This window comes from Caulobacter sp. GW822-FHT07D08 (assembly GCF_058798735.1).
This window is the reverse complement of record NZ_JBXAKU010000020.1, coordinates 13,878-32,635: the sequence shown is the minus strand read 5'-3', so window position 1 is coordinate 32,635 and position 18,758 is coordinate 13,878. Positions and strand designations below refer to the sequence as shown.

22 protein-coding genes are annotated in these 18,758 nt (G+C 67.4%); 18 read left to right on the top strand and 4 right to left on the bottom strand.

The features are described from left to right. The first annotated feature begins 107 nt into the window (after window positions 1–107). The 17 genes from trbB to AC1RJ9_RS24300 all read left to right on the top strand — a co-directional run bounded on the left by trbB (window position 108) and on the right by AC1RJ9_RS24300 (window position 15,203). A complete protein-coding gene (gene trbB, locus AC1RJ9_RS24380) occupies window positions 108–1,016 on the top strand; it encodes a P-type conjugative transfer ATPase TrbB (RefSeq protein ID WP_492840794.1) in 909 nt (302 codons plus the stop codon). Between the two features lie 46 nt (window positions 1,017–1,062). Next, window positions 1,063–1,467, top strand: a complete 405-nt coding sequence (locus tag AC1RJ9_RS24375; RefSeq protein ID WP_492840731.1) for a TrbC/VirB2 family type IV secretion system protein — start codon at window positions 1,063–1,065, stop codon at window positions 1,465–1,467. Continuing rightward, window positions 1,467–1,733 (top strand): VirB3 family type IV secretion system protein, encoded by a 267-nt coding sequence (locus AC1RJ9_RS24370; protein WP_343699212.1) that lies wholly within the window; start codon window positions 1,467–1,469, stop codon window positions 1,731–1,733. The genes AC1RJ9_RS24375 and AC1RJ9_RS24370 overlap by 1 nt, the downstream gene beginning before the upstream one ends. Window positions 1,734–1,736: 3 nt before the next feature. Continuing rightward, entirely contained in the window at window positions 1,737–4,181 is a 2,445-nt protein-coding gene (trbE, locus tag AC1RJ9_RS24365) for a conjugal transfer protein TrbE (protein WP_492840733.1), read from the top strand. Then, window positions 4,178–4,882 carry a P-type conjugative transfer protein TrbJ gene (gene trbJ / locus AC1RJ9_RS24360; protein ID WP_492840735.1) on the top strand — a complete coding sequence of 235 codons (705 nt, stop codon included), beginning with the start codon at window positions 4,178–4,180 and terminating at the stop codon, window positions 4,880–4,882. Before trbE ends, trbJ begins: the two co-directional genes overlap by 4 nt. Next, window positions 4,879–5,106, top strand: coding sequence for a putative entry exclusion protein TrbK-alt (gene trbK-alt / locus AC1RJ9_RS24355; RefSeq protein ID WP_492840737.1), 228 nt, complete (start codon window positions 4,879–4,881; stop codon window positions 5,104–5,106). The genes trbJ and trbK-alt overlap by 4 nt, the downstream gene beginning before the upstream one ends. Then, on the top strand, window positions 5,103–6,371 hold the full coding sequence (gene trbL, locus AC1RJ9_RS24350; protein ID WP_492840739.1) for a P-type conjugative transfer protein TrbL: 1,269 nt from the start codon (window positions 5,103–5,105) through the stop codon (window positions 6,369–6,371). The genes trbK-alt and trbL overlap by 4 nt, the downstream gene beginning before the upstream one ends. After that, entirely contained in the window at window positions 6,368–7,054 is a 687-nt protein-coding gene (gene trbF / locus AC1RJ9_RS24345; RefSeq protein ID WP_492840741.1) for a conjugal transfer protein TrbF, read from the top strand. The genes trbL and trbF overlap by 4 nt, the downstream gene beginning before the upstream one ends. Further along, on the top strand, window positions 7,051–7,830 hold the full coding sequence (gene trbG, locus AC1RJ9_RS24340; protein ID WP_492840743.1) for a P-type conjugative transfer protein TrbG: 780 nt from the start codon (window positions 7,051–7,053) through the stop codon (window positions 7,828–7,830). The genes trbF and trbG overlap by 4 nt, the downstream gene beginning before the upstream one ends. Continuing rightward, window positions 7,827–8,975 (top strand): TraB/TrbI/VirB10 family type IV secretion system protein, encoded by a 1,149-nt coding sequence (locus AC1RJ9_RS24335; RefSeq protein WP_492840745.1) that lies wholly within the window; start codon window positions 7,827–7,829, stop codon window positions 8,973–8,975. The genes trbG and AC1RJ9_RS24335 overlap by 4 nt, the downstream gene beginning before the upstream one ends. After that, complete coding sequence (locus AC1RJ9_RS24330; protein WP_492840747.1) at window positions 8,972–9,196, top strand: DUF2274 domain-containing protein; 225 nt, start codon at window positions 8,972–8,974, stop codon at window positions 9,194–9,196. The genes AC1RJ9_RS24335 and AC1RJ9_RS24330 overlap by 4 nt, the downstream gene beginning before the upstream one ends. Window positions 9,197–9,368: 172 nt before the next feature. Further along, window positions 9,369–10,283, top strand: coding sequence for a DUF4238 domain-containing protein (locus AC1RJ9_RS24325; RefSeq protein ID WP_492840749.1), 915 nt, complete (start codon window positions 9,369–9,371; stop codon window positions 10,281–10,283). 1 nt (window position 10,284) lies between these two features. Next, window positions 10,285–12,231: a DUF4365 domain-containing protein gene (locus tag AC1RJ9_RS24320; protein ID WP_492840751.1), complete on the top strand. Its 1,947-nt coding sequence runs from the start codon at window positions 10,285–10,287 to the stop codon at window positions 12,229–12,231. 90 nt (window positions 12,232–12,321) lie between these two features. Then, window positions 12,322–12,573 carry a hypothetical protein gene (locus AC1RJ9_RS24315; RefSeq protein WP_492840753.1) on the top strand — a complete coding sequence of 84 codons (252 nt, stop codon included), beginning with the start codon at window positions 12,322–12,324 and terminating at the stop codon, window positions 12,571–12,573. Continuing rightward, window positions 12,560–12,877: a hypothetical protein gene (locus tag AC1RJ9_RS24310; protein ID WP_492840755.1), complete on the top strand. Its 318-nt coding sequence runs from the start codon at window positions 12,560–12,562 to the stop codon at window positions 12,875–12,877. Before AC1RJ9_RS24315 ends, AC1RJ9_RS24310 begins: the two co-directional genes overlap by 14 nt. Beyond that, the gene (locus AC1RJ9_RS24305) at window positions 12,834–13,349 is read left to right on the top strand and encodes a hypothetical protein (RefSeq protein ID WP_492840757.1); all 516 of its coding nucleotides are present in this window, start codon (window positions 12,834–12,836) and stop codon (window positions 13,347–13,349) included. Before AC1RJ9_RS24310 ends, AC1RJ9_RS24305 begins: the two co-directional genes overlap by 44 nt. Before the next feature lie 129 nt (window positions 13,350–13,478). Continuing rightward, the gene (locus AC1RJ9_RS24300; RefSeq protein ID WP_492840759.1) at window positions 13,479–15,203 is read left to right on the top strand and encodes an SIR2 family protein; all 1,725 of its coding nucleotides are present in this window, start codon (window positions 13,479–13,481) and stop codon (window positions 15,201–15,203) included. A gap of 189 nt (window positions 15,204–15,392) precedes the next feature. Here AC1RJ9_RS24300 and AC1RJ9_RS24295 read toward each other — a convergent pair whose 3' ends face one another. Next, window positions 15,393–16,040, bottom strand: a complete 648-nt coding sequence (locus tag AC1RJ9_RS24295) for a DsbA family oxidoreductase (RefSeq protein WP_492840761.1) — start codon at window positions 16,038–16,040, stop codon at window positions 15,393–15,395. Between the two features lie 281 nt (window positions 16,041–16,321). Here AC1RJ9_RS24295 and AC1RJ9_RS24290 point away from each other — a divergent pair, with 281 nt between their 5' ends. Then, window positions 16,322–16,852: an antirestriction protein ArdA gene (locus AC1RJ9_RS24290; protein WP_492840763.1), complete on the top strand. Its 531-nt coding sequence runs from the start codon at window positions 16,322–16,324 to the stop codon at window positions 16,850–16,852. Between the two features lie 154 nt (window positions 16,853–17,006). Here the strand turns inward: AC1RJ9_RS24290 and AC1RJ9_RS24285 are convergent, their stop codons facing one another. From AC1RJ9_RS24285 to AC1RJ9_RS24275, 3 genes are all read right to left on the bottom strand, one after another. Beyond that, complete coding sequence (locus tag AC1RJ9_RS24285) at window positions 17,007–17,333, bottom strand: hypothetical protein (RefSeq protein WP_492840764.1); 327 nt, start codon at window positions 17,331–17,333, stop codon at window positions 17,007–17,009. Next, complete coding sequence (locus AC1RJ9_RS24280; protein ID WP_492840766.1) at window positions 17,330–18,103, bottom strand: exodeoxyribonuclease III; 774 nt, start codon at window positions 18,101–18,103, stop codon at window positions 17,330–17,332. The genes AC1RJ9_RS24285 and AC1RJ9_RS24280 overlap by 4 nt, the downstream gene beginning before the upstream one ends. A 64-nt stretch (window positions 18,104–18,167) precedes the next feature. Beyond that, window positions 18,168–18,752, bottom strand: coding sequence for an alpha-ketoglutarate-dependent dioxygenase AlkB (locus tag AC1RJ9_RS24275; protein WP_492840768.1), 585 nt, complete (start codon window positions 18,750–18,752; stop codon window positions 18,168–18,170). Window positions 18,753–18,758 lie beyond the last annotated feature (6 nt).

The window sequence follows — 18,758 nt, the reverse complement described above, 5'->3', positions numbered from 1 at the left end:
GCTGTTGAGATCGGCGATTTGCAGGTCTTCTTACTCATCCCCGTAAGCAACGGGGATCCGACGTGGACCTTTCCGAAACCCAAGCCGGGCGCGACCGCAGCCGCCAAATGCTGCGCACCGCACTTGGACCGCTGCTCCTGGCGCGGCTCGAAGATCCCGGCGTGGCCGAGGTCATGCTCAATCCCGATGGCCGGGTGTGGCTCGACCGTTTCGATGCGGGTCTGGTCGATGCGGGCCTGTCGGTTTCGGCCGATGACGCCGAACGGATCCTGCGGCTGGTCGCCCACCACGTGGCCGCCGAGATCCATGCCGAACAGCCGCGGCTGTCGGCCGAGCTCCCCGGCACGGGTGAGCGCTTCGAGGGCCTGATGCCGCCCCTTGCGGCCGCCCCGACCTTCTCGATTCGCAAACCCGCCAGCCTGGTCTCCCGGCTGGACGACTATGTCCGCGCCGGGATCATGACCGAGCGGGAAGGGCAGGTGCTGGCCGTCGCGGTAAGAGACCGGGCCAATATCCTGGTGGCGGGGCCGACGTCGAGCGGCAAGACCACTCTGGTCAACGCACTCCTAGCCGAGATCGCCATGGGCGGCGACCGCGTCATCCTGTTGGAGGACCTGCGCGAGCTGCAGTGCGCGGCCGTCAATCAGGTGGCCCTGCGGACCCGCGACGGCGTGGCCAGCCTCACCGACCTCGTTCGCTCGTCCCTGCGCCTTCGGCCCGACCGCATCATCATCGGCGAGGTCCGCGGTCCCGAAGCCCTCGACCTGATCAAGGCCTGGGGCACCGGTCACCCCGGCGGTGTGGGCACCTTGCACGCCGGCTCGGCCCTGGGCGCGCTCCTTCGCCTGGAGCAGCTGATCCAGGAAGCGGTGGTCACCGTGCCGCGCGGCCTGATCGCCGAAACCATCGATGTCATCGCCGTGCTCGCCGGACGCGGGCGACAGCGACGCTTGATCGACCTTGTCCGCCTGGAGGGCTTTGGCCCCGACGGCGCCTATCAGCTCAGCCCCGCCTGAGACTCTAAGCCCCCCAAACCCCGATATTGTTGAAGGAGATGGCCTCGTGTCCACGAGCCTTGCCCTGCCGCGCGCCCCCATGCCTGCTCATCGGACGCCCGGCCTGCCCCCCAGAGCGCGCCGCTTTCGCGATCGGCTTCCCAAGCGGGGGCCGTGGATAGTCGCTGGTCCGACGCTTGGCCTGGCGCTCGTCAGCGCTCAAGCCCAGGCGGCCGGTTCGGGCATGCCCTGGGAAGAGCCGCTGCAGCAGATCCTGGAGTCGGTCGAAGGACCGGTGGCCAAGATCATCGCGGTGATCATCATCATCGTCACGGGTCTGACCCTGGCGTTCGGTGAGACCTCCGGCGGTTCGCGCAAGCTGATCCAGATCGTCTTCGGCCTGTCGATCGCCTTCGCCGCCAGCTCCTTCTTCCTGTCATTCTTCTCGTTCGGCGGCGGAGCGCTGGTCTGATGGCCGGCGATCGCGCCTTGGGGTTCGCCGCGCCCGTCCATCGGGCCCTGACCGAACCGATGCTGCTGGCCGGCGCCCCGCGCGCGATCGCCCTGGTCAACGGCACCCTGGCCGCGGCCCTGGGCCTTGGCCTGCGCCTCTGGATCGTCGGGCTTCTCGTCTGGCTGGTCGGCCATGGACTGGCCGTCTGGGCCGCGCGCCACGACCCGCAGATCTTCGACGTCGGTCGCCGCCACGTGCGTCTGCCGGCCCACCTGGAGGTCTGAGCCATGCTCGACCTTCGCGAATATCGCCGCCAGCCGGTGCGCCTGGCCGACTACTTGCCGTGGGTGGCCCTGGTCGCGCCCGGCGTCGTGCTCAACAAGGACGGCGCCTTCCAGCGCACCGCCGAATTCCGCGGCCCCGATCTCGACAGCTCGACCGACGCCGAAGTCGCCGCCGTCGCCGCGCGGCTGAATGGGGCGCTTCGGCGTCTGGGGTCGGGCTGGGCGATCTTCGTCGAGGCCCGGCGTGACCCGTCGGCGGCCTACCCGACGAGCGCGTTTCCCGATCCGGTCTCGGCCCTGGTCGAGGAGGAGCGGCGCGCCGACTTCCTGGGCAGCGGCGAGCACTTCGAGAGCCGCTACTTCCTGACCCTCAGCTATCTGCCGCCGGCCGAGCAGCGCGGCCGGGTTGAAGGGCTCTTCGTCGAGGGACGCAGCAGCGCGGACGTCGATTGGCGCGCCGAGCTGGCCGCGTTCGTCGATCGCACCGACCGTTTCCTGGCGCTGCTCGATGGCCTGATGCCGGGTCTGGCGTGGCTGGACGACGCCGCGACCCAGAGCGTCTTGCATGGCGCGGTCACCACGACGCGCCAACGCGTAGCCGTTCCCGAGACGCCGATCTATCTCGACAATCTTCTGGCGACCGAGCCGCTCGCCGGGGGTCTCGAACCCCGCCTTGGCCGCGCGCACCTGCGCACGCTGACCGTGGTCGGGTTTCCGCCCGCGACCACGCCGGGGCTCCTGGACGACCTCAACCGATTGGCCTTCGCCTATCGCTGGTCGACCCGGGCGCTGTGCCTGGACAAGACCCTGGCCACGGGCCTGCTGACCAAGATCCGCCGCCAGTGGTTTGCCAAGCGCAAGTCGGTGCTGGTGCTGCTGCGCGAAGCCCTGACCCAGGAGCCCTCGGCGCTTGTCGACAACGACGCGGCCAACAAGGCGGGCGAAGCCGACCTCGCGCTTCAGGATCTCGGCGCCGACGCCGTCGGCTATGCCTACGTTACCGCCAGCATCGTGGTCTGGGACGAGGATGCCGCGCGGGCCGACGCCAAGCTCGCCCTCGTCGAAAAGGTCATCCAGGGGCGCGAGCTGACAGTCATCCGTGAGAGCGTCAACGCCGTCGAGGCCTGGCTGGGAACAATCCCAGGGCACGCCTACGCCAATCTGCGCCAGCCGCCGCTGTCGACCCTGAACCTCGCGCATCTGGCCCCGCTGTCGGCGGTCTGGGCCGGCCCTGAACGCAACCGGCATCTCGACGGGCCACCGCTGCTGATTGCGCGGACCGCTGGCTCCACGCCGTTTCGGCTGAGCCTCCATGTCGACGATGTCGGCCACACCCTGGTGGTGGGGCCCACCGGCGCGGGCAAGAGCGTCCTGCTGGCCATGCTGGCCCTGTCGTTTCGGCGCTATCCCGGCGCTCAGGTTTTCGCCTTCGATTTTGGCGCCTCCAGTCGCGCGGCCGTGCTCGGCATGGGGGGCGACTTCCATGACCTGTCGGGCGAGGGCGGCAAGGCCCCGAGCCTGCAGCCGCTGGCGATGATCGATCAGCCCGAGGAGCGCGGCTGGGCCGCAGAGTGGCTGGCGGCGATCCTGGCTCGAGAAGGCGTGACCATCACCCCGGCCGTGCGCGAGCACCTCTGGGCGGCGTTGGGGAGCCTGGCCGGAGCGCCGGTCACTGAGCGCACCCTGACGGGCCTGGTCGCGCTCTTGGCCAATCCGCCCCTCAAGGCCGCCTTGGCTCCGTTCATCCTGGGCGGTCCGCATGGCCGGCTCCTGGATGGCGCGGGCGAGCGCTTGGGGGAGGGCGATGTCCAGGTCTTCGAAACCGAAGGCCTGGCGCGCGTCGCCGCCGCGCCGGCGGTGTTGGCCTATCTCTTCCACCGCATCGGTCGCCGTCTCGATGGCCGCCCGACCCTGATCCTGATCGATGAGGGCTGGCTGGCGCTCGACGACCCAGCCTTCGGCGCCCAACTGCGCGAGTGGCTGAAGACACTGCGCAAGAAAAACGCTTCGGTGGTCTTCGCCACCCAGTCCCTGGCCGACGTCACCGGCAGCGCTATCGCCGCGGCGGTCATCGAAAGCTGCCCGACCCGGATCTTCCTGCCCAACCCGCGCGCCCTGGAGCCGCAAGGGGCCGAGGCCTACGCGCGCTTTGGCCTCAACGCCCGGCAGATTGAGATCCTGGCCCGGGCCACGCCGGCCCGCGACTACTACCTACAATCGCGCGTCGGGGACCGCCTGTTCGATCTTGGCCTGGGGCCTGTGGCCCTGGCCTTTTGCGCGGCCTCCTCGAAAGCCGACCAGGCCCTGATCGGCAAGCTGCTCAAGAGCCATGGAAAGCGCGGTTTCGCCGCCGCCTGGCTGCGCGCCAAGCGCCTGTCCTGGGCCGCCACCCTCCTACCGGGCGGATCGGCCGCCCCGGCGTCGGCCTCTCCGGAGACATCGTCATGATCCTTTCACGTCGCCGACTGGCGGCGGCTATGGGCGTGGGCCTGCTGGCCGTCGCCCCCGTCGCGCGGGCCCAGTTCACGGTCTTCGATCCGAGCAACTACGCCCAAAACGTCCTGACCGCGGCTAGGACGCTCCAGAGCATCAACAACCAGATCAGCTCCCTCCAGAACGAGGCGCAGATGCTGATCGGCCAAGCCAAGAGCCTGGCGAGCCTGCCGTACTCGTCACTGGCCGTGCTGCAGGCCCAGATCGACCGCACGCGCGATTTGCTGAGCCAGGCCCAGGGCCTGGCCTACGATGTCCAGTCGATCCGCGAGGCCTTTCGCACCCAGTACGGGACGGTCGACCTGTCGGTGACGGATGCGGCCCTGACGCAGAGAGCCGATGCGCGCTGGGGCGCGGCGGTGGCTGGGTTCCAGGACGCCCTCAAGGTTCAGGCCGGCGTGGTCGGCGGGATGGGCGCCAGTCGCGATCAGCTAGCGGCGCTGGTCGGCCAGAGCCAGGGCGCCGTCGGCGGCTTGCAGGCGGCCCAGGCTGGCAACCAGCTCCTGGCCCTGCAAGCCCAGCAACTGGCCGACCTCTTGGCGCTCAGCGCGGCCCAAGGCCGGGCTCAGGCCCTGGAAGCGGCCGACCGCGCCGCCGCGCGCGCCGACGCCAAGGCCCGCTTCTCCAAGTTCACGGGGAGCGCAGGCACGCCGTGACCCGAGCCCTCGTCTGGGGGACAGCACTCATCATCCTACTGGGCGCCGCTGTCTTGGCGGGCGGGGCGTCCCAGCCTTCATCGGCCGCGCGATCCATCGTCGCGCCGAAAGACCCTGAGCTGGCGCGGTGCCAGACGCTTGGCGAGGCCGGGGGACAAGACCCGCGCTGTCGCGCGGCCTGGGCCTCGGCCCGGCAGCGCTTCTTCAATGGGGCCGCGTCATGAGCGACGTCGGCGTCATCGATCGCTTCTTCGACACCTTCAACCGCTACCTCGACTCTGGCTTTGGATTGCTCGGCGGCGAGGTGGCGTTCCTCTCGACCACCTTGGTGGCCATCGACGTTACCCTGGCCGCGCTCTTCTGGGCCTGGGCCTCGAACGAAGATGTCCTGGCCCGCCTGATTAAGAAGACCCTCTATGTCGGGTTCTTCGCCTTCCTGATCGGCAACTTCCAGGCGCTCTCCCTGGTGGTCCTAAAGAGCTTCTCGGGCCTTGGCCTGAAGGCGTCCGGCGCGGGGATCTCGGCCGAGGATTTCCTGCGGCCGGGGCGGCTGGCGGCGCTGGGCGTCTCTTCCTGCAAGCCGCTCTTGGAAGCGGCCGCCGAGCTTGGCGGCTTTCCCGGCTTCTTCGAGAACATCGTCCAGATCGTCGTCCTGCTGCTGGTGGCGCTCTTCGTGATCGTCGCCTTCTTCATCATCGCGGTGCAGATCTTCGTGGTGCTGATCGAGTTCAAGCTGGTCACACTGGCCGGTTTCGTCCTCGTACCCTTCGGCCTCTTCGGCCGCACCGCGTTCCTCGCCGAGAAGGTGTTGGGCAACGTCATCGCCAGCGGTGTGAAGGTCATGGTGTTGGCCATCGTCGTGGGCATCGGCTCCTCGCTCTTTTCCGAATTTACCCGCGCCGCCGGCGGTCAGCCGACCTTGGAAGAGGTCCTAGCCATGGCGCTGGCCGCCCTGACCTTGCTGGGCCTGTCGATCTTTGGGCCCGGCGTCGCCTCGGGCCTGGTTTCGGGCGCGCCTCAACTGGGCGCCGGCGCTGCGGTTGGCACGGGCCTGGTGGTTGGGGGCATGGCCATGGCCGGGGCCGCCGCCGCCCAGATGGCCGCCAGCGGTGTCGCCAGTTCCGGCGCCGGCGCTGCGGCCGCGGCCGGCAGTGGCGGACGCCCGCCGCCAGCCGGAGCCGCGCCGACCGGCGGCCCGCCGCCCGGTTCTCCATCCGGCGGGGGTGGCGCCAGCACGGCTGGCGCGTCTGGCCCGGCCTCCTCGCCACCACCTGGCAGCGGCTCCGGCGGCCCGAGCGGCGGTGGCGCGGCGGCGGGGGCAAGTTCGCCGGCCAAGCCCGACGATCCGTCCGAGCAGCCCGCCTGGGCCCGCGATCTCGAGCAACGCCAGACCATGACCCATGGCGCGGCCATGGCCGTCCACGCCGCCGGCAGCGGCCATGACCACAGCGCCGGTGCGGCGCCCAGCCTTTCGGAGGATAGATCATGAGCCTGCTCAAGGGATCGGCGCGCTACGGCGCGACCCCAGCGCCGGAAACGGCCTACCAACGCGCTGGACAGGCCTGGGACGAACGTCTCGGATCGGCCCGCGTCCAGGCCTTCAACTGGCGCCTGATGGCGCTCGGCCTTCTGGCGCTGAGCGGTGGGCTGTCGGCGGGTCTTGTCACCCTGTCACTGCGCGGTGGCGTCACCCCCTGGGTCGTCGAGGTCGACAAGCTCGGCGAGCCGCGGATCGCCGCGCCGGCCATCCAGGGCGCGCGGCCGACCGACGCCATGATCGCCTGGACGCTGGCGCGCTTCATCACCGACGTGCGCACCGTGTCCACCGATCCGGTCCTGATGCGCCAGGCCTGGCTAAGGGCTTACGACTTCACCTCGACCGAGGGCGCGGCGGCCCTGTCCGATCATGCCCGGCGCGCCGATCCTTTCAGCCAGGTCGGCAAGACCCAGACGACCGTGGCGGTGACCAGCGTGGTCCGCGCTTCGCCTGACAGTTTCCGTCTCGCCTGGACCGAGCAGCGCTTCGAGGGCGGCCAGCTCGTCGCCACCGACCGCTGGACCGCCATCCTCTCCGTGACGATCAAGCCGCCGCGCACCGCCGAGGGCCTGCGCGCCAATCCGCTGGGCGTGTTCGTCACCGCTTTGTCCTGGTCCAAGGAGTTCGGCGCATGATCCGGCCGGCGTCATCCGCAGGCTGGGCCTGCCTCCTCCTGTCGTCCGCCGCCTGGGCCGGACCGATCGCGATCGATGCCCGGCTGGCCGCGCCAGCGGGCATGGCCCACTTCGACTGGGCTCCGACGACGGTCTTTCCCGTGGTCGCCACCCTGGGACGCATCACCGACATCGTCCTGGAGCCGGGCGAAACCCTGGTCGGTGCAGGCGCGATCGCGGCCGGCGACACTGCGCGGTGGGTGATCGGCGACACCGCCAGCGGCGCTGGCGTTGAGCGTCGGGTGCATGTGCTGATCAAGCCGACGGCGCCGGATCTCGCCACCAATCTCCTGATCAACACCGATCGCCGCACCTACCATCTGGAGCTTCGCGCTTCGGCGCGCACCTGGCAGGCCCAGGTCTCGTGGCGCTATCCGGCGCCGGCGCCGATTTTGGTCGAGGCGCCGCCCGCGCGGACCGTGCTCGACCTCTCGCGGGTGAACCGCGCCTACCGCATCGAGGGCGATTATCCGATCTGGCGGCCCGTCGCGGTCTTCGACGATGGCCAGCGCGCCTATGTCGAGTTCGGACCCGGCGTCGTGCTGGATGACCTGCCGCCGCTCTATCGGCTCGGCGTCGACGGCAAGAGCAGCGAGCTGATCAACTATCGGATCGAAGATCGGCGGATCGTGCTCGATCGCCTGTTCGATCGCGTCGAGCTGAGGCTCGGGATCAAACGGCAGGCCTTGCGCGTCAGGATCGTCCGCCAGGCCGGTGCGCCGGAGGTCTCGCGATGAGCGGCGAGCGCAACGAGGCCGAGGAGGCCATCGCTAAGTCCCTGCGCCTGCGCGCCACGCCGGTTCCGGTAGCCCGAATCTCACGCCGGGCCCTGATCATCACCGCGACGATCGTTTCGATCGGGCTGGTCGGCGCAGTCAGCTGGTCGATGCTCGAACACCGGCGCGCGGCCCCGCAAGCCGCCGACACGACGCCCGTGGCAACGCCCTCGGAGCGCGTGACCGCCTTGCCCAAGGGCTATACCGGCCCGGCCGGGGTTCCCGCCTTGGGGCCACCGCTGCCGGGAGACCTTGGCCGGCCGATCCTGGCCGCCCAGCGGGGGGAACGGGCGGGTGGGGCAGGGGGCGAGCCGCCGATCGCCGCGCCCACCACGCCTCCGGCCGCCGTCGCGCCGGTCGATCCAGAGCGCGAGGCCCGTGCTGCGGTCCGCCGCGCGGCACGGCAGAGCGGACTTTTCGTTGCGGATCGCGCTGAGCGCGGTGGGGCGCCGGCGACCGCGTCATCGAGCCCGTCGACCCCTCCACATGATCCGCGCACGACGAGCCTTGAACGTCTCCAGGCTCCGGCCTCGCCCTACGTGCTCCAGGCCGGCGCGGTGATCCCCGCCGCCTTGGTGACGGGCCTTCGGTCTGATGCTCCGGGTGTGGCCATCGCCCAGGTCACTCAGGACGTCTACGACAGCCTGGGCGGTGGCTTTCTCCTGATCCCAGCCGGTGCGCGCTTGGTCGGTGAGTACCAGGCCGAAGTCCAGGCCGGTCAGAGCCGCCTGCGGGTGAGCTGGACGCGCCTGATCCTGCCGTCTGGCCGATCGATCGTCCTCGACAAGATTCCGGCCGCCGACGCTCAAGGTATGGCGGGCCTGCAGGATGGTGTTGATCGTCATAGCGGCCGGATCCTGGCCGCGGCGGGCTTGAGCACCTTGCTGGCGATCGGGGCCGAAAGCGGCTCGTCCACCGATGAGTCCGATCTGGTTCGGGCGATCCGGCGCGGCGGCTCCGATGCGGTGTCCGATGTCGGAGACCAGGTGGTCGGCCGCAGTCTCGATCGCGCCCCGACCCTTACGATCCGTCCAGGCGCGCCGCTGCGTGTCCTGCTGACCAAGGATTTGGTTCTGGAGCCTTACCGCGTGGGAGCTCGTCCATGAGCAAGCTGAAGCTGCGGCCGCTGGAGGACGAGGCGCCGGTCAAGATGACGCTCGATGTGCCACCGGCGACCTATCGCAATCTGGTGGCCTATGCTCAGGCCCACGCCGCCCAGACCGGCGGCAAGGTCGCAGAACCCGTTCGGCTGGTCGTGCCGATGCTGGATCAATTTATGGCCAGCGACCGAGCGTTTGTGCGTGGGCGAAAGGGTCGGGGAGGGTGAGGCCAACGCTACCTGCGGGCTGAAGACTTGCGCATCGCGCCGTTTGGTCGGCTGGATTGTCTGCGGTCCGCCTATCGATTCCTGACCGCGTGGGCGACGTGCGGCATGTCCGAAGTAGGGATGTGTCCGACAATGACGCATCGGCGTGAGATCGATTGGGGAAGGGGGGAAGATGCGTCAGCAGGTCACGAAAAAATGCCACTGGGTCTCGCAATCCTACCTCAAGGCCTTCGCGGCCGACCCCGAGGGTAAGAAGATCTGGCGGCTTGGCCGTACGAGCGGGGAGCCGGAGCTGAAGTCGATCGAAAAGGTCGCCGTCCGCTTCCATCTCTATGCCCCGATGCAGGGGGGCGGAACGCGTAACGATTCCTTGGAGCGTAAGCTCGCCGACCTCGAAAAGTGGTTCGGAGAGCCGATTTGGGCCGCGCTCTGCAACCAGGACATCGACCTGGACTGGCCGCCGATCCGCAAGATGCTCGCCCTGATCGTCGCCACGACCTATGTGCGAAACCCCGTCCAGTTCGAGAAGTGGAAGCAGATGCATCGCCGCTTCGTCGAAGCATTCGATGGCGATGGGCCTCTGCCTGACTCCATGACGATCGGCGGTGTCCGTCGGAAAGTCGATCATTCCGACTGGCCGGCGTTCCGGGACGCCGATGACGAGAACATGAAGGCGGCCTGGAACGACTATGTCGGGTCGGCGGGCGACATGGCTCCGTTGTTGCTGAAGATGCGCATGGTCATGCTGGTCGCCGAGAAGCCGGTGTTCATCACGTCCGACAATCCTGTGAGCGTGACCCATCCGTCGCTTCAATTCCGCGGTCTGAAGGACCCGGAGAGCATGATCAGCTTTCCGATCAGCCCAACCCGCATGCTGGTGCTGGATAACAGGCACGGGGAACCCGACGGGGTCTACTATCCGCTCAAGGACGATAATGCCTCTGCCGACAATTTTTTGACTTGGCGAAATGCCTTGGAACACATGTTCTCGCCGCGCCATCCTGACGAGGTTTGCGCTGAAATCGTCGCAAATGAAGAACGATTTTTAGCCGCCGCCGGCTTAGCTGAAGACGCCGTGGGCTGCTGAGATGGATGAGCTAAACGATCTTCCTGGACGCGATCGCAATCACGTCCTCGATGATGCCGCCGATTTGGCCTTCCGCCAGGCCATCGGCTCTTCAAGCGCTTTCATCATCCAAGGCTCGGCGCGAAAGGACTACGGCGTCGACTACTGGCTCGAAGTCGTGGGCGCCGACCACGCCACCAACGTAACGGTCCACGTCCAGCTCAAGGGGACCGAAGGCGAGCTGAACAGAGATGGTTCGGTGAGCGTGTCAGTGCGGCGGGTCAATCTGAACTACCTGCTCATGCAGCCGCACGCGATCTATGTCTGCTTTCACGCCCCTACGGGTAGCCTGCTCTTCCGGCCTGCGGAATCTGTCCTTCGCCAGTACACGCACGGCGGTGGAGGCTGGTCGGGCCAGAAGTCCGTCACTGTGACGTTCAGCGATGGCCTGACCCAGGAGCGCTTGCAGGGCCTTGCGGATATTGCCAGGGCCGCTGCGGTCGGTGCGCGCAACAAGCGCGCGGCGCAGCTGGCCGTCCCGCTGGCCGAAATCCCCGACGTCTTGCGTCGGACCTCGCCAGAGTTGCAGGTTCCGGACAATCGCGAAGATGCGCTCGCCCTACTGCAACATCTCTACGAGGATGACGCGGAGGGTATCATCAGCGACGCCTTCGATCGTTTCAGCGCCGTGTTAGGCGCGGACCATCCCGGTATGACCTTCTGCCATATGGCCGAGATCAATCTTGGAATGGCGGACAAGAGTCGTGATCTGCAGAGGGTGTCTGAAGCGATCGTCTTCCTGAGGTCCAGGTTGGGCCGCGGGCAATTTGAGGCCAGCGGGCTCCATTACTCGATCGGCAACGGCTATTCGGCGCTCGGCAACGAGCAAGCGGCCGCGACCGAGTACGAGGAGGCGTTGCGGCTCCTGGATTCTGGCCCGGCCGCCCTGGCTGCACAGTGCCACAAGAACTTGGGATCGAGCCTTGAGCGCCTGGATCGGCGGGAGGAGGCCCTGAAGCACTATGAGCGCGCGCTCGAAATAGATTCCAACCTTAACGAGGCCCATTTCGCGCTCGGCTGTCACCAACATCGGCTCGGCGAATACTCCAAAGCCCTCGAACACTTCGATCATATTGCGTTCGCCGATAATCGACTGGGCAAGCAGCAGTCCGTTTCGGGCTGGCGAGTGAACATCCTTTTCAGTCTGGAGGACGGCAAGGGCGCTTTTCGGGAGATCAATCAGCTCCTGAGCAACGCCAAATCCGAGGCCTGGATTTGGCCGGTTTGCGCCAAGCAGGTCGCCATGTTCGGCCGAGCCTCGACGGACAATGCGCGATTGGCTGTCACCTTCTGGGCGCGATATCTCAAAGCCTTCCCTAACGATCCGAGCGGCGTTCGCGAGTCTTTGTTGGCGGCGTTCTATCTGAGATCCCATAGCGCCCTGGCTGAGGCGTTCGAGAACTTCAAGGTCCGCTTCGAGCGTGACATCGTGCATGTGCGCGCAGAGGAAACGGCCTTCCTATGGGACCGCCTCGGGCATTGGGCTCAGGACGACGGAAATTGGACGCAAGCCGAGGCGTGCTACCGCAAGGCGTACGAGCTCGAGGGCGGTCACTACGGCTATTGCCTTGGAACGGCGCTGAATTTCCTCGGACGCCACGAGGAAAGTCTCCCACTTCTTCAGGAACAGGCCGAGCTTCTGCAGCCGGATGCTCAGAGCTGGCATCAGCTGGCGGCGGCCTACGAGCGGCTGGGGCGCACCAGCGAGGCGATCGTAGCCTATGAGAAGGCCATCGCTGCGGATCCAGACTACGACCTGGCCTGGTTCAACCTCGGCGGTGTGTTCTGGAACAGCGGTGATTGGGAGAGGGCTAGGGCAACTTGGAAGATCGCTGTTCAGCGGTTTCCCGATCACGACCTAGCGGCCCACGTGCTCGGACATTTCCGGTTCCTCTTCGTCGAGGAATGAAGACGAGCGGTCCCTGTTGCATTTCGAGGCTGCTACCAGGGTGGCGATAAGCCATCCTTGCAGCTTCACCGTGCGATTCAGGATGCCGCCATGGGCACGATTATCTTCCACGACTCCGTCGAGCCGACCATCGATCGCGAGGCCGACGCCAAGCCCGGCTTCAAGCGCCAGGTGGAGATCTTCACCGTCAGCAGCCACGAGGGCGTCAACATCCGGTTCAGCGATCTTGGTGATCTGAACATGGGGTCAGGCCATTCGGTCCTGCTCACCCGCGACGCGGCCCGGGCGTTCCTCGACGGGCTCGAACGGGCCATGGGGCGGTTCGGCTATGACGAGGACTGACCTCGCCCGCACTCGCCCCTTCCCGGAATGGTTCAAGCTTTCCGAGGTCCTGACGGCCCAGATCATGGCGCGCATGGCCGAGGCGACCTCGGCCGTGGCCATGGTCGACCAGGTCCGCTTCGCCCCGATGCAGGCGCTTTGGTTCGTGGGCAACACCCTGACCTTGGCCAATCAGGCCAATCGCGACGGCATGCACGCCAACGCCCTGTCCCTGACCCGGCAATGTGTTGAGGCAATCGGCATCATCGAGCTGGGCGTCTGTGGGCCATGCCGACGTCGAGGCCAAGCTGCTGCTCTGGGATAAGGACAAGCTTAGGCCAGGCGACCTCCGTCAGTGGCTCGAGAGCGCGGTCTGGCCAGCCTACGGCACGGGCCTCGGGAGCGAGCCCTGGTCGACGTTTATGGGCCAGTTTGTGCGTGCCCTGCAGTCCTACGCCCACTACTCGAGCGACCTCGCCCAATGGCAAGCCGGTCTGCGACACGTTCATGACACCGACCAGCCGGACCAGCCATTCTTGGCCATGCTTGAGCTGGGGCCATGCGTCTACGACCCTCAGAAGGCTACGCGGATTACGCTCTTTCACGGCTTGCTGATGTACCTGCTTGGCCGGGTGTGGCTGGCGTCGCATCCGACCGATGCGGCCTTCGCAGAACAGATCGCGTGCTTCGGCGATGCCTTGGGACGCTCGGCCTATCTCGACGGCCACCAGACCGATTGGAGCCAGCAGTTTTGGGCCATGGTGTGGATGCGCGGCGGCCAGACCGAGCTAGAGTAGGTCGCGTCGGCGGGCGCGTGATGGATCTCTTGACGGCGGGCAGACCGGTTCTGCGTCCGAAACTGTCGTGCTGGCGGCGCAAGGGGAAGGGGCGATACTGTAACGCTCTCTCCTTCAAGTGGATTCGCCTTGCTCGACCTGGACCCCTTCGAAGCCCTCGCCCTGTCGCTCCATCATAGCCCGGGGAGCCTAGCGCTTCTGGTCGGATCCGGGCTCTCGCGCGCGGCGGGCATCCCGACCGGCTGGGAGATCACGTTGGACCTAGTGCGCCGCTACGCCGCCGTGAAAGGCGCCGAGAGCGAAGACGACGTGGTCGCCTGGTACCGCAAGGAGGCGGGCCGCGAGCCGAACTATTCGGAACTGCTCGACGCCCTGGCCTCCACCCAAAGTGAGCGCCGTGACATCCTGCATCGCTATCTTGAACCGCAGGCCGACGACGACAAGGCGCGGCGACCGACCAAGGCTCATCACGCCATCGCCCGTCTCGTCGCCGACGGGCGCGTGCGGGTCTTGGTCACCACCAACTTCGACCGATTGCTGGAGAACGCCCTACGCGACGCCGGCGTCGAGCCCACGGTGATCGCCCACGAGGACGCGCTGGCTGGGGCAGTGCCGATCGTCCATGCGCGCTGCACGGTGATCAAGGTCCACGGCGACTACCTCGACAGCCGGATCAAGAACACCGACGTCGAGCTGGAAACGTACTCACCGGCCATGGACGCCCTGCTGGACGAGGTGTTCGACCGCTTCGGCCTCGTCGCCGTGGGCTGGTCGGGCGAATGGGACGCGGCCCTGCGCAGCGCGATCCTACGCGCGCCCAGCCGCCGTTATCCTTTCTATTGGGCCGCGCGGGGCGACCCGGCAGAGCTCGCCACCGACCTCATAGACCAACGCCAGGGTCGATCCTTTCAGATCACCGACGCCGACAGCTTCTTAACGCGCCTGGACAGCACCCTCCAGGCCCTGGCTGCGGCGGGGCGTCCGCATCCGACCAGCGCGGCCATGGCCGTGGCGCTGGCCAAGCGATACTGTCGCGATGACGCCTTCGCGCTGGAATGGACCGAGCTTCTCGCCGCCGAAGCCACCAAAATTCGGCGGTTCGTCACCGATCCGGACTTCCATCCCCCCGGAACCCCGACGGCGGAGACGCTGAACGATCTGGTCCGGCGCTTCTTGGGACAGTGCGAGATCCTGCGGCGCGTCTGCCTGGTCGCCGGACGCTGGGGCACTCAGGAGGCGGCGAAGTCCGTTATCCGCGTCCTGCGCGAGCTGCAATTCCGCGACCTGTCGGGTGGCGGGTTCACCTATTTTGTCGCCTTGCGCGCATTGGGCGCCAGCTTTTGCTTCTACTGGTTCCTGGTCGGCTGCGCGGCGGGGGAACGCTGGACGTTGGCCTTGGAGGTGATGCGCGCCCGGATCCGATATGACGACAAGGATAAGCCCTTCGTCGCCCTGCTGCCGCTGACGTCTTACGAGACGGTCGAATGGAAGATCCTGGAAGGGTTCGAGAACAAACGGACCCCGGCCAGTGACTTCATGTTCGAGCGGCTCAAGGCCGAGATCAGTGACATTGCCGTCAGTGCGACCGGGCTTGAGGACCTGTTTGACGAGGTCGAACTTTTGGTCGCGATCGAGGCGGCCTACCAGCACATCCGTGTCAGGGGCATGGATTGGTTCTGGACGCCCTATGGCCGCTTCACCTGGCGCGAGCGGAGCAAGGGCTTCGAGAGCATTTTGGCCGAGGGCGCAGAATACCCCTGGGTCAAGGCGGGGCTGGCCGACGGGACTGTCGACACCGTCAAATCGACCATCGCGGCGGTGCGTGAACTCTTCTCGAAGTTCCCGCGCTACTAGACGGTGCGGCGGACTTCTTTTCACCGCTAGCGTCGGGGCATGCACCTAGGCCGGTCCCGGCTACCCCTCAACGTTCGAGTACTGCGGCGGGGTGGCGCGGGGCCCATCCTATCGGTGTCGATGGGCGCCTGAGAACGGTCGCCGACAGGCCAGCGCGTGAGAACGTCCGGCCACCCGGTGTGGCGAGGGTCAGGCTTCGGCCGCGATCTGGCGCAGGGCCTGCTCGAAGTACTCAGCCGGCTGACCGCCCGAGATCAGATAGCGGTCGTTGATGACCACGGCCGGCACCGAGGTTATGCCCGCCGCTTGCCAGGCGCGTTCGGCGTCGCGGACTTCTTGGGCGTAGCGGCCCGACGTCAGCACTTCCAGGGCTTCGTGCGGGTCCAGGCCCGCCTTCATCGCCGCGCGCACCAGCACCTCATGTTCGGCCGGGCTCTGGTTGTCTGTGAAATAGGCGTCGAACAAGGCGCGCTTCAGTGCCTTCTGACCGCCGACCATGCCAGCCCAGTGCAGCAGGCGGTGGGCGTCGAAGGTGTTGTAGATCCGGCTGTTCTCGTCGGTAGCCATGGTGAAGCCCACCGAGGCGGCGCGGTCGTGGATGGCCTTGCGATTGGCCGCCGACTGCTCGCGGGTGGCGCCGTACTTTTGCGCCACGTGCTCGACGATGTTCTGGCCTTCAGGCGGCATGTTCGGATTGAGCTCGAACGGCTGGAACTGGATCTTGACGTCCACCAGATCGCCGACCCGATCGAGCGCGGTTTCCAGACCGCCTAGCCCCACCACACACCACGGGCAGGAGACGTCAGAGACGAAGTCGATCTTCAAGGGCTTGGTCATGGCGCGATCCGAAGGAAGTGGATCGCGTGGATATAGGCGTTGGTGCCGCGATTGCATCGCCCAGTGAAGAAGGTCCCGATCATCTCGGGCATGTTTCGCCTGGCGGCTCTGGCCTTGGGGCTCCGCCCCCAGCGCGCTTCGGATCGTCTTCCGCCCAGCTTCGGCCGGCCTTTGGCCATCCTGCAGCCGGGTCCCCGCGAAGCCGCCCCTCCGCTTGCACCCCCGGTCTCGCCGACGGGCAAGGGTTCGATGTCGAACCCCTGCCTTCAAGGATGAGGATCATGGGACAAGCCGTTGATGATCTTGAGCCCCGTATCTATGTCGCGTGCCTAGCCGCCTATAACGGCGGCCGGTTGCACGGCGCTTGGATCGACCTCTCGGACGACGTCGATGCGGTCTGGGGCGCGATCCGGGAAATGCTGGCGGCCTCGCCCGAGCCGATGGCCGAGGAGTTCGCGATTCATGACTATGAGGGGTTCGGCGGCGTGGAGATCGCCGAGTACGCCAGTATCGCCAGGGTCGTCGAAATCGCGACCTTCCTGCGCGAGCGCGGCAGGCTCGGCGCCCTGGTGCTCGCCGAGGTCGGCGGTGATCTGGGCGCGGCGGCTGACGCGCTCGACGACCAGTATCACGGCGTCTTCGCCAGTCTGGCCGACTGCCTTCAGGCGCTGACCGAAGAAACCACGGTCATTCCGGAGAGCCTGCGCCTCTATATCGACTACGAGGCCATGGCTCGCGACGCGCGGCTGAACGGCGAGGTATTCACGGTCGAGACCGGCCGTGATCAGGTCCATGTGTTCTGGACGCGCTAGGCGCGGGGCAGGGCGCTCAGGGCGGCGAAGGCCAAGCCTGCCGCCAGCAAGGCGGCGACGAATACACCGGTCCAGCCGGTGGGGGTCAGGAGGCGAGCAGTGGGGCGTTGGCGCGAGGGCATGGCGCTAAGGTAGGCCCGGTCGCACGGCGGCGCTAGGCGTCACCGTGCCGCGCGAACCATTCTGCGTATGGCGTGGTTCTGGCCATGTGACGGTTGAGATTGGGCGCGCCGTCATCCCACCAGACCGGACCGCGTTCCCCCAGGCTGACCTTGGCGGCGTCGACGGCGGCGCGGGCCTGGGCGAGGGCGGCGGGATCGCCGCTCGTCAGGGCCGTCCGCACGGCGCGGCGGGCGTCCATCAAGGCGTCAACCAGGGCTTGGCGGCGGTGCGGCGTTAGGCGGGGATTGCTGGTCCGCCACAACCTTCCGCGCACCACGATGTAGCGGCCATCCGGCGTGACGAGGGGCGAGGCCTTCATCGGTCGAGCTGGATCCAGGTCGGGGCGTGGTCGCTGGCGTGATCGAGGCCTCGGACCCAGCGGTCGACTCCGGCCTCTTGGAGCTGGTCGGCCAGCTCCGGCGACAGCAGGAGGTGATCGATCCGCAAGCCTTTGTCCTTGGGCCAGCGTTCTCGCAGATAGGACCAATAGGTCCATGGCGCGGCGTTCGGATGCGCGGCGCGCAGGGCGTCGGTCCAGCCTTGATCCAGCAAACGCTGGAAGGCCGCGCGGCTTTCGGGGCGCAACAGGGCGTCGCCGCCATAGGAGTGGTTGGGGTAGAGGTCGGCCTCGGTCGGGACGACGTTGTAGTCGCCGGCCAACACCACGGGCGCGCCGGTGTCCAGCAGGGCGTGGGCGTGGGCGTTCAGCGCCTCGAACCAGGCCAGCTTGTAGTCGAACTTGGGACCAGGAAGCGGATTGCCGTTGGGCAGGTAGAGACAGCCGACCAGCACGCCGTTGACCGCCGCTTCGATGTAGCGGGCCTGCGAAGGGTCTGGGTCGCGGGGCAGGGCGGTGCGGGTCAGGACCGGGGTCATGCCCCGCGCCAGGATCGCCACCCCATTCCAGGTCCGCTGGCCCTTCCACACCGCGCCATAGCCCATCTGTTCGAGCGCTTGGGCGGGGAAGCGGCCCTGCTCGGTTTTCAGCTCCTGGAGGCAAACGACATCGGGCTGGGCGTCGTCGAGCCATTCGAGCAGAGGGTCGAAACGGCTCAGCACGTTGTTGATGTTGTAGGTCGCGATCCGCACGCCAGGACAACCGTCGGCGGGCCGCCAGCGTTCCGCGCCAGAGCGACGGCCCCGGTGGCGCGGGCTAACGCCGAACCGTTCGGAAGGTCACCGAATAGCGCATGGCCTCGACCGCCGGGATGGAGTGCTGCCAATCGCTGCGCGCCGGTCCGCTCATCAGATAGGCCGAGCGCGGCTGTGCCAGGATGGTGGCGCGGTCCCAACGATCGCCGGCCTTGCGCCGCAAACGAAAGTGGCAGGGCGAGACGAGCGAGACCCCGGCGATGGCCACGGCCGGCGGCCGGTCGCGGTGCCAGCCGATCCCCGCGCCCGGTGAATATTCGGTCACCAGGGCATGGCGGAAGGTGGCCTGGTCCAAGCCGGTGAAGGCCGCGACCTTGGCCAGCAGCGGCAAGAGCACATCGGGGATGGGCTCGCCGGTCTCGACCATCCGGCCGGCCTCGTCCTGGCGCCAGCCAAAACCGGCGATCCGGCGATTGCCGAAGTAGCCCAGGTGCTCATAGGGCTTGAACGGCAGGTCCTGGAAGCTGGCCACGAGCTCGCGCTCCTCGGCGGCGCTGATCAGCTCGGCTTGATAGCGGAAACCCGCGGGCAGCGGCGTCTTCGGCGCCAGCGGCAGGTCGAACAGCGAGGGCTGGACGTCGATCATCGATCC

Coding starts and splice junctions, on each gene's coding strand:
- trbB (WP_492840794.1), top strand. CDS start 108: ATGCTGCGCACCGCACTTGGACCGCTGCTCCTGGCGCGGCTCGAAGAT.
- trbJ (WP_492840735.1), top strand. CDS start 4,178: ATGATCCTTTCACGTCGCCGACTGGCGGCGGCTATGGGCGTGGGCCTG.
- AC1RJ9_RS24310 (WP_492840755.1), top strand. CDS start 12,560: ATGACGAGGACTGACCTCGCCCGCACTCGCCCCTTCCCGGAATGGTTC.
- AC1RJ9_RS24285 (WP_492840764.1), bottom strand. CDS start 17,333: ATGAAGGCCTCGCCCCTCGTCACGCCGGATGGCCGCTACATCGTGGTG.
- AC1RJ9_RS24320 (WP_492840751.1), top strand. CDS start 10,285: ATGGATGAGCTAAACGATCTTCCTGGACGCGATCGCAATCACGTCCTC.
- AC1RJ9_RS24370 (WP_343699212.1), top strand. CDS start 1,467: ATGGCCGGCGATCGCGCCTTGGGGTTCGCCGCGCCCGTCCATCGGGCC.
- AC1RJ9_RS24295 (WP_492840761.1), bottom strand. CDS start 16,040: ATGACCAAGCCCTTGAAGATCGACTTCGTCTCTGACGTCTCCTGCCCG.
- AC1RJ9_RS24335 (WP_492840745.1), top strand. CDS start 7,827: ATGAGCGGCGAGCGCAACGAGGCCGAGGAGGCCATCGCTAAGTCCCTG.
- trbL (WP_492840739.1), top strand. CDS start 5,103: ATGAGCGACGTCGGCGTCATCGATCGCTTCTTCGACACCTTCAACCGC.
- trbG (WP_492840743.1), top strand. CDS start 7,051: ATGATCCGGCCGGCGTCATCCGCAGGCTGGGCCTGCCTCCTCCTGTCG.
- AC1RJ9_RS24275 (WP_492840768.1), bottom strand. CDS start 18,752: ATGATCGACGTCCAGCCCTCGCTGTTCGACCTGCCGCTGGCGCCGAAG.
- AC1RJ9_RS24290 (WP_492840763.1), top strand. CDS start 16,322: ATGGGACAAGCCGTTGATGATCTTGAGCCCCGTATCTATGTCGCGTGC.
- AC1RJ9_RS24330 (WP_492840747.1), top strand. CDS start 8,972: ATGAGCAAGCTGAAGCTGCGGCCGCTGGAGGACGAGGCGCCGGTCAAG.
- AC1RJ9_RS24325 (WP_492840749.1), top strand. CDS start 9,369: ATGCGTCAGCAGGTCACGAAAAAATGCCACTGGGTCTCGCAATCCTAC.
- trbE (WP_492840733.1), top strand. CDS start 1,737: ATGCTCGACCTTCGCGAATATCGCCGCCAGCCGGTGCGCCTGGCCGAC.
- AC1RJ9_RS24315 (WP_492840753.1), top strand. CDS start 12,322: ATGGGCACGATTATCTTCCACGACTCCGTCGAGCCGACCATCGATCGC.
- trbF (WP_492840741.1), top strand. CDS start 6,368: ATGAGCCTGCTCAAGGGATCGGCGCGCTACGGCGCGACCCCAGCGCCG.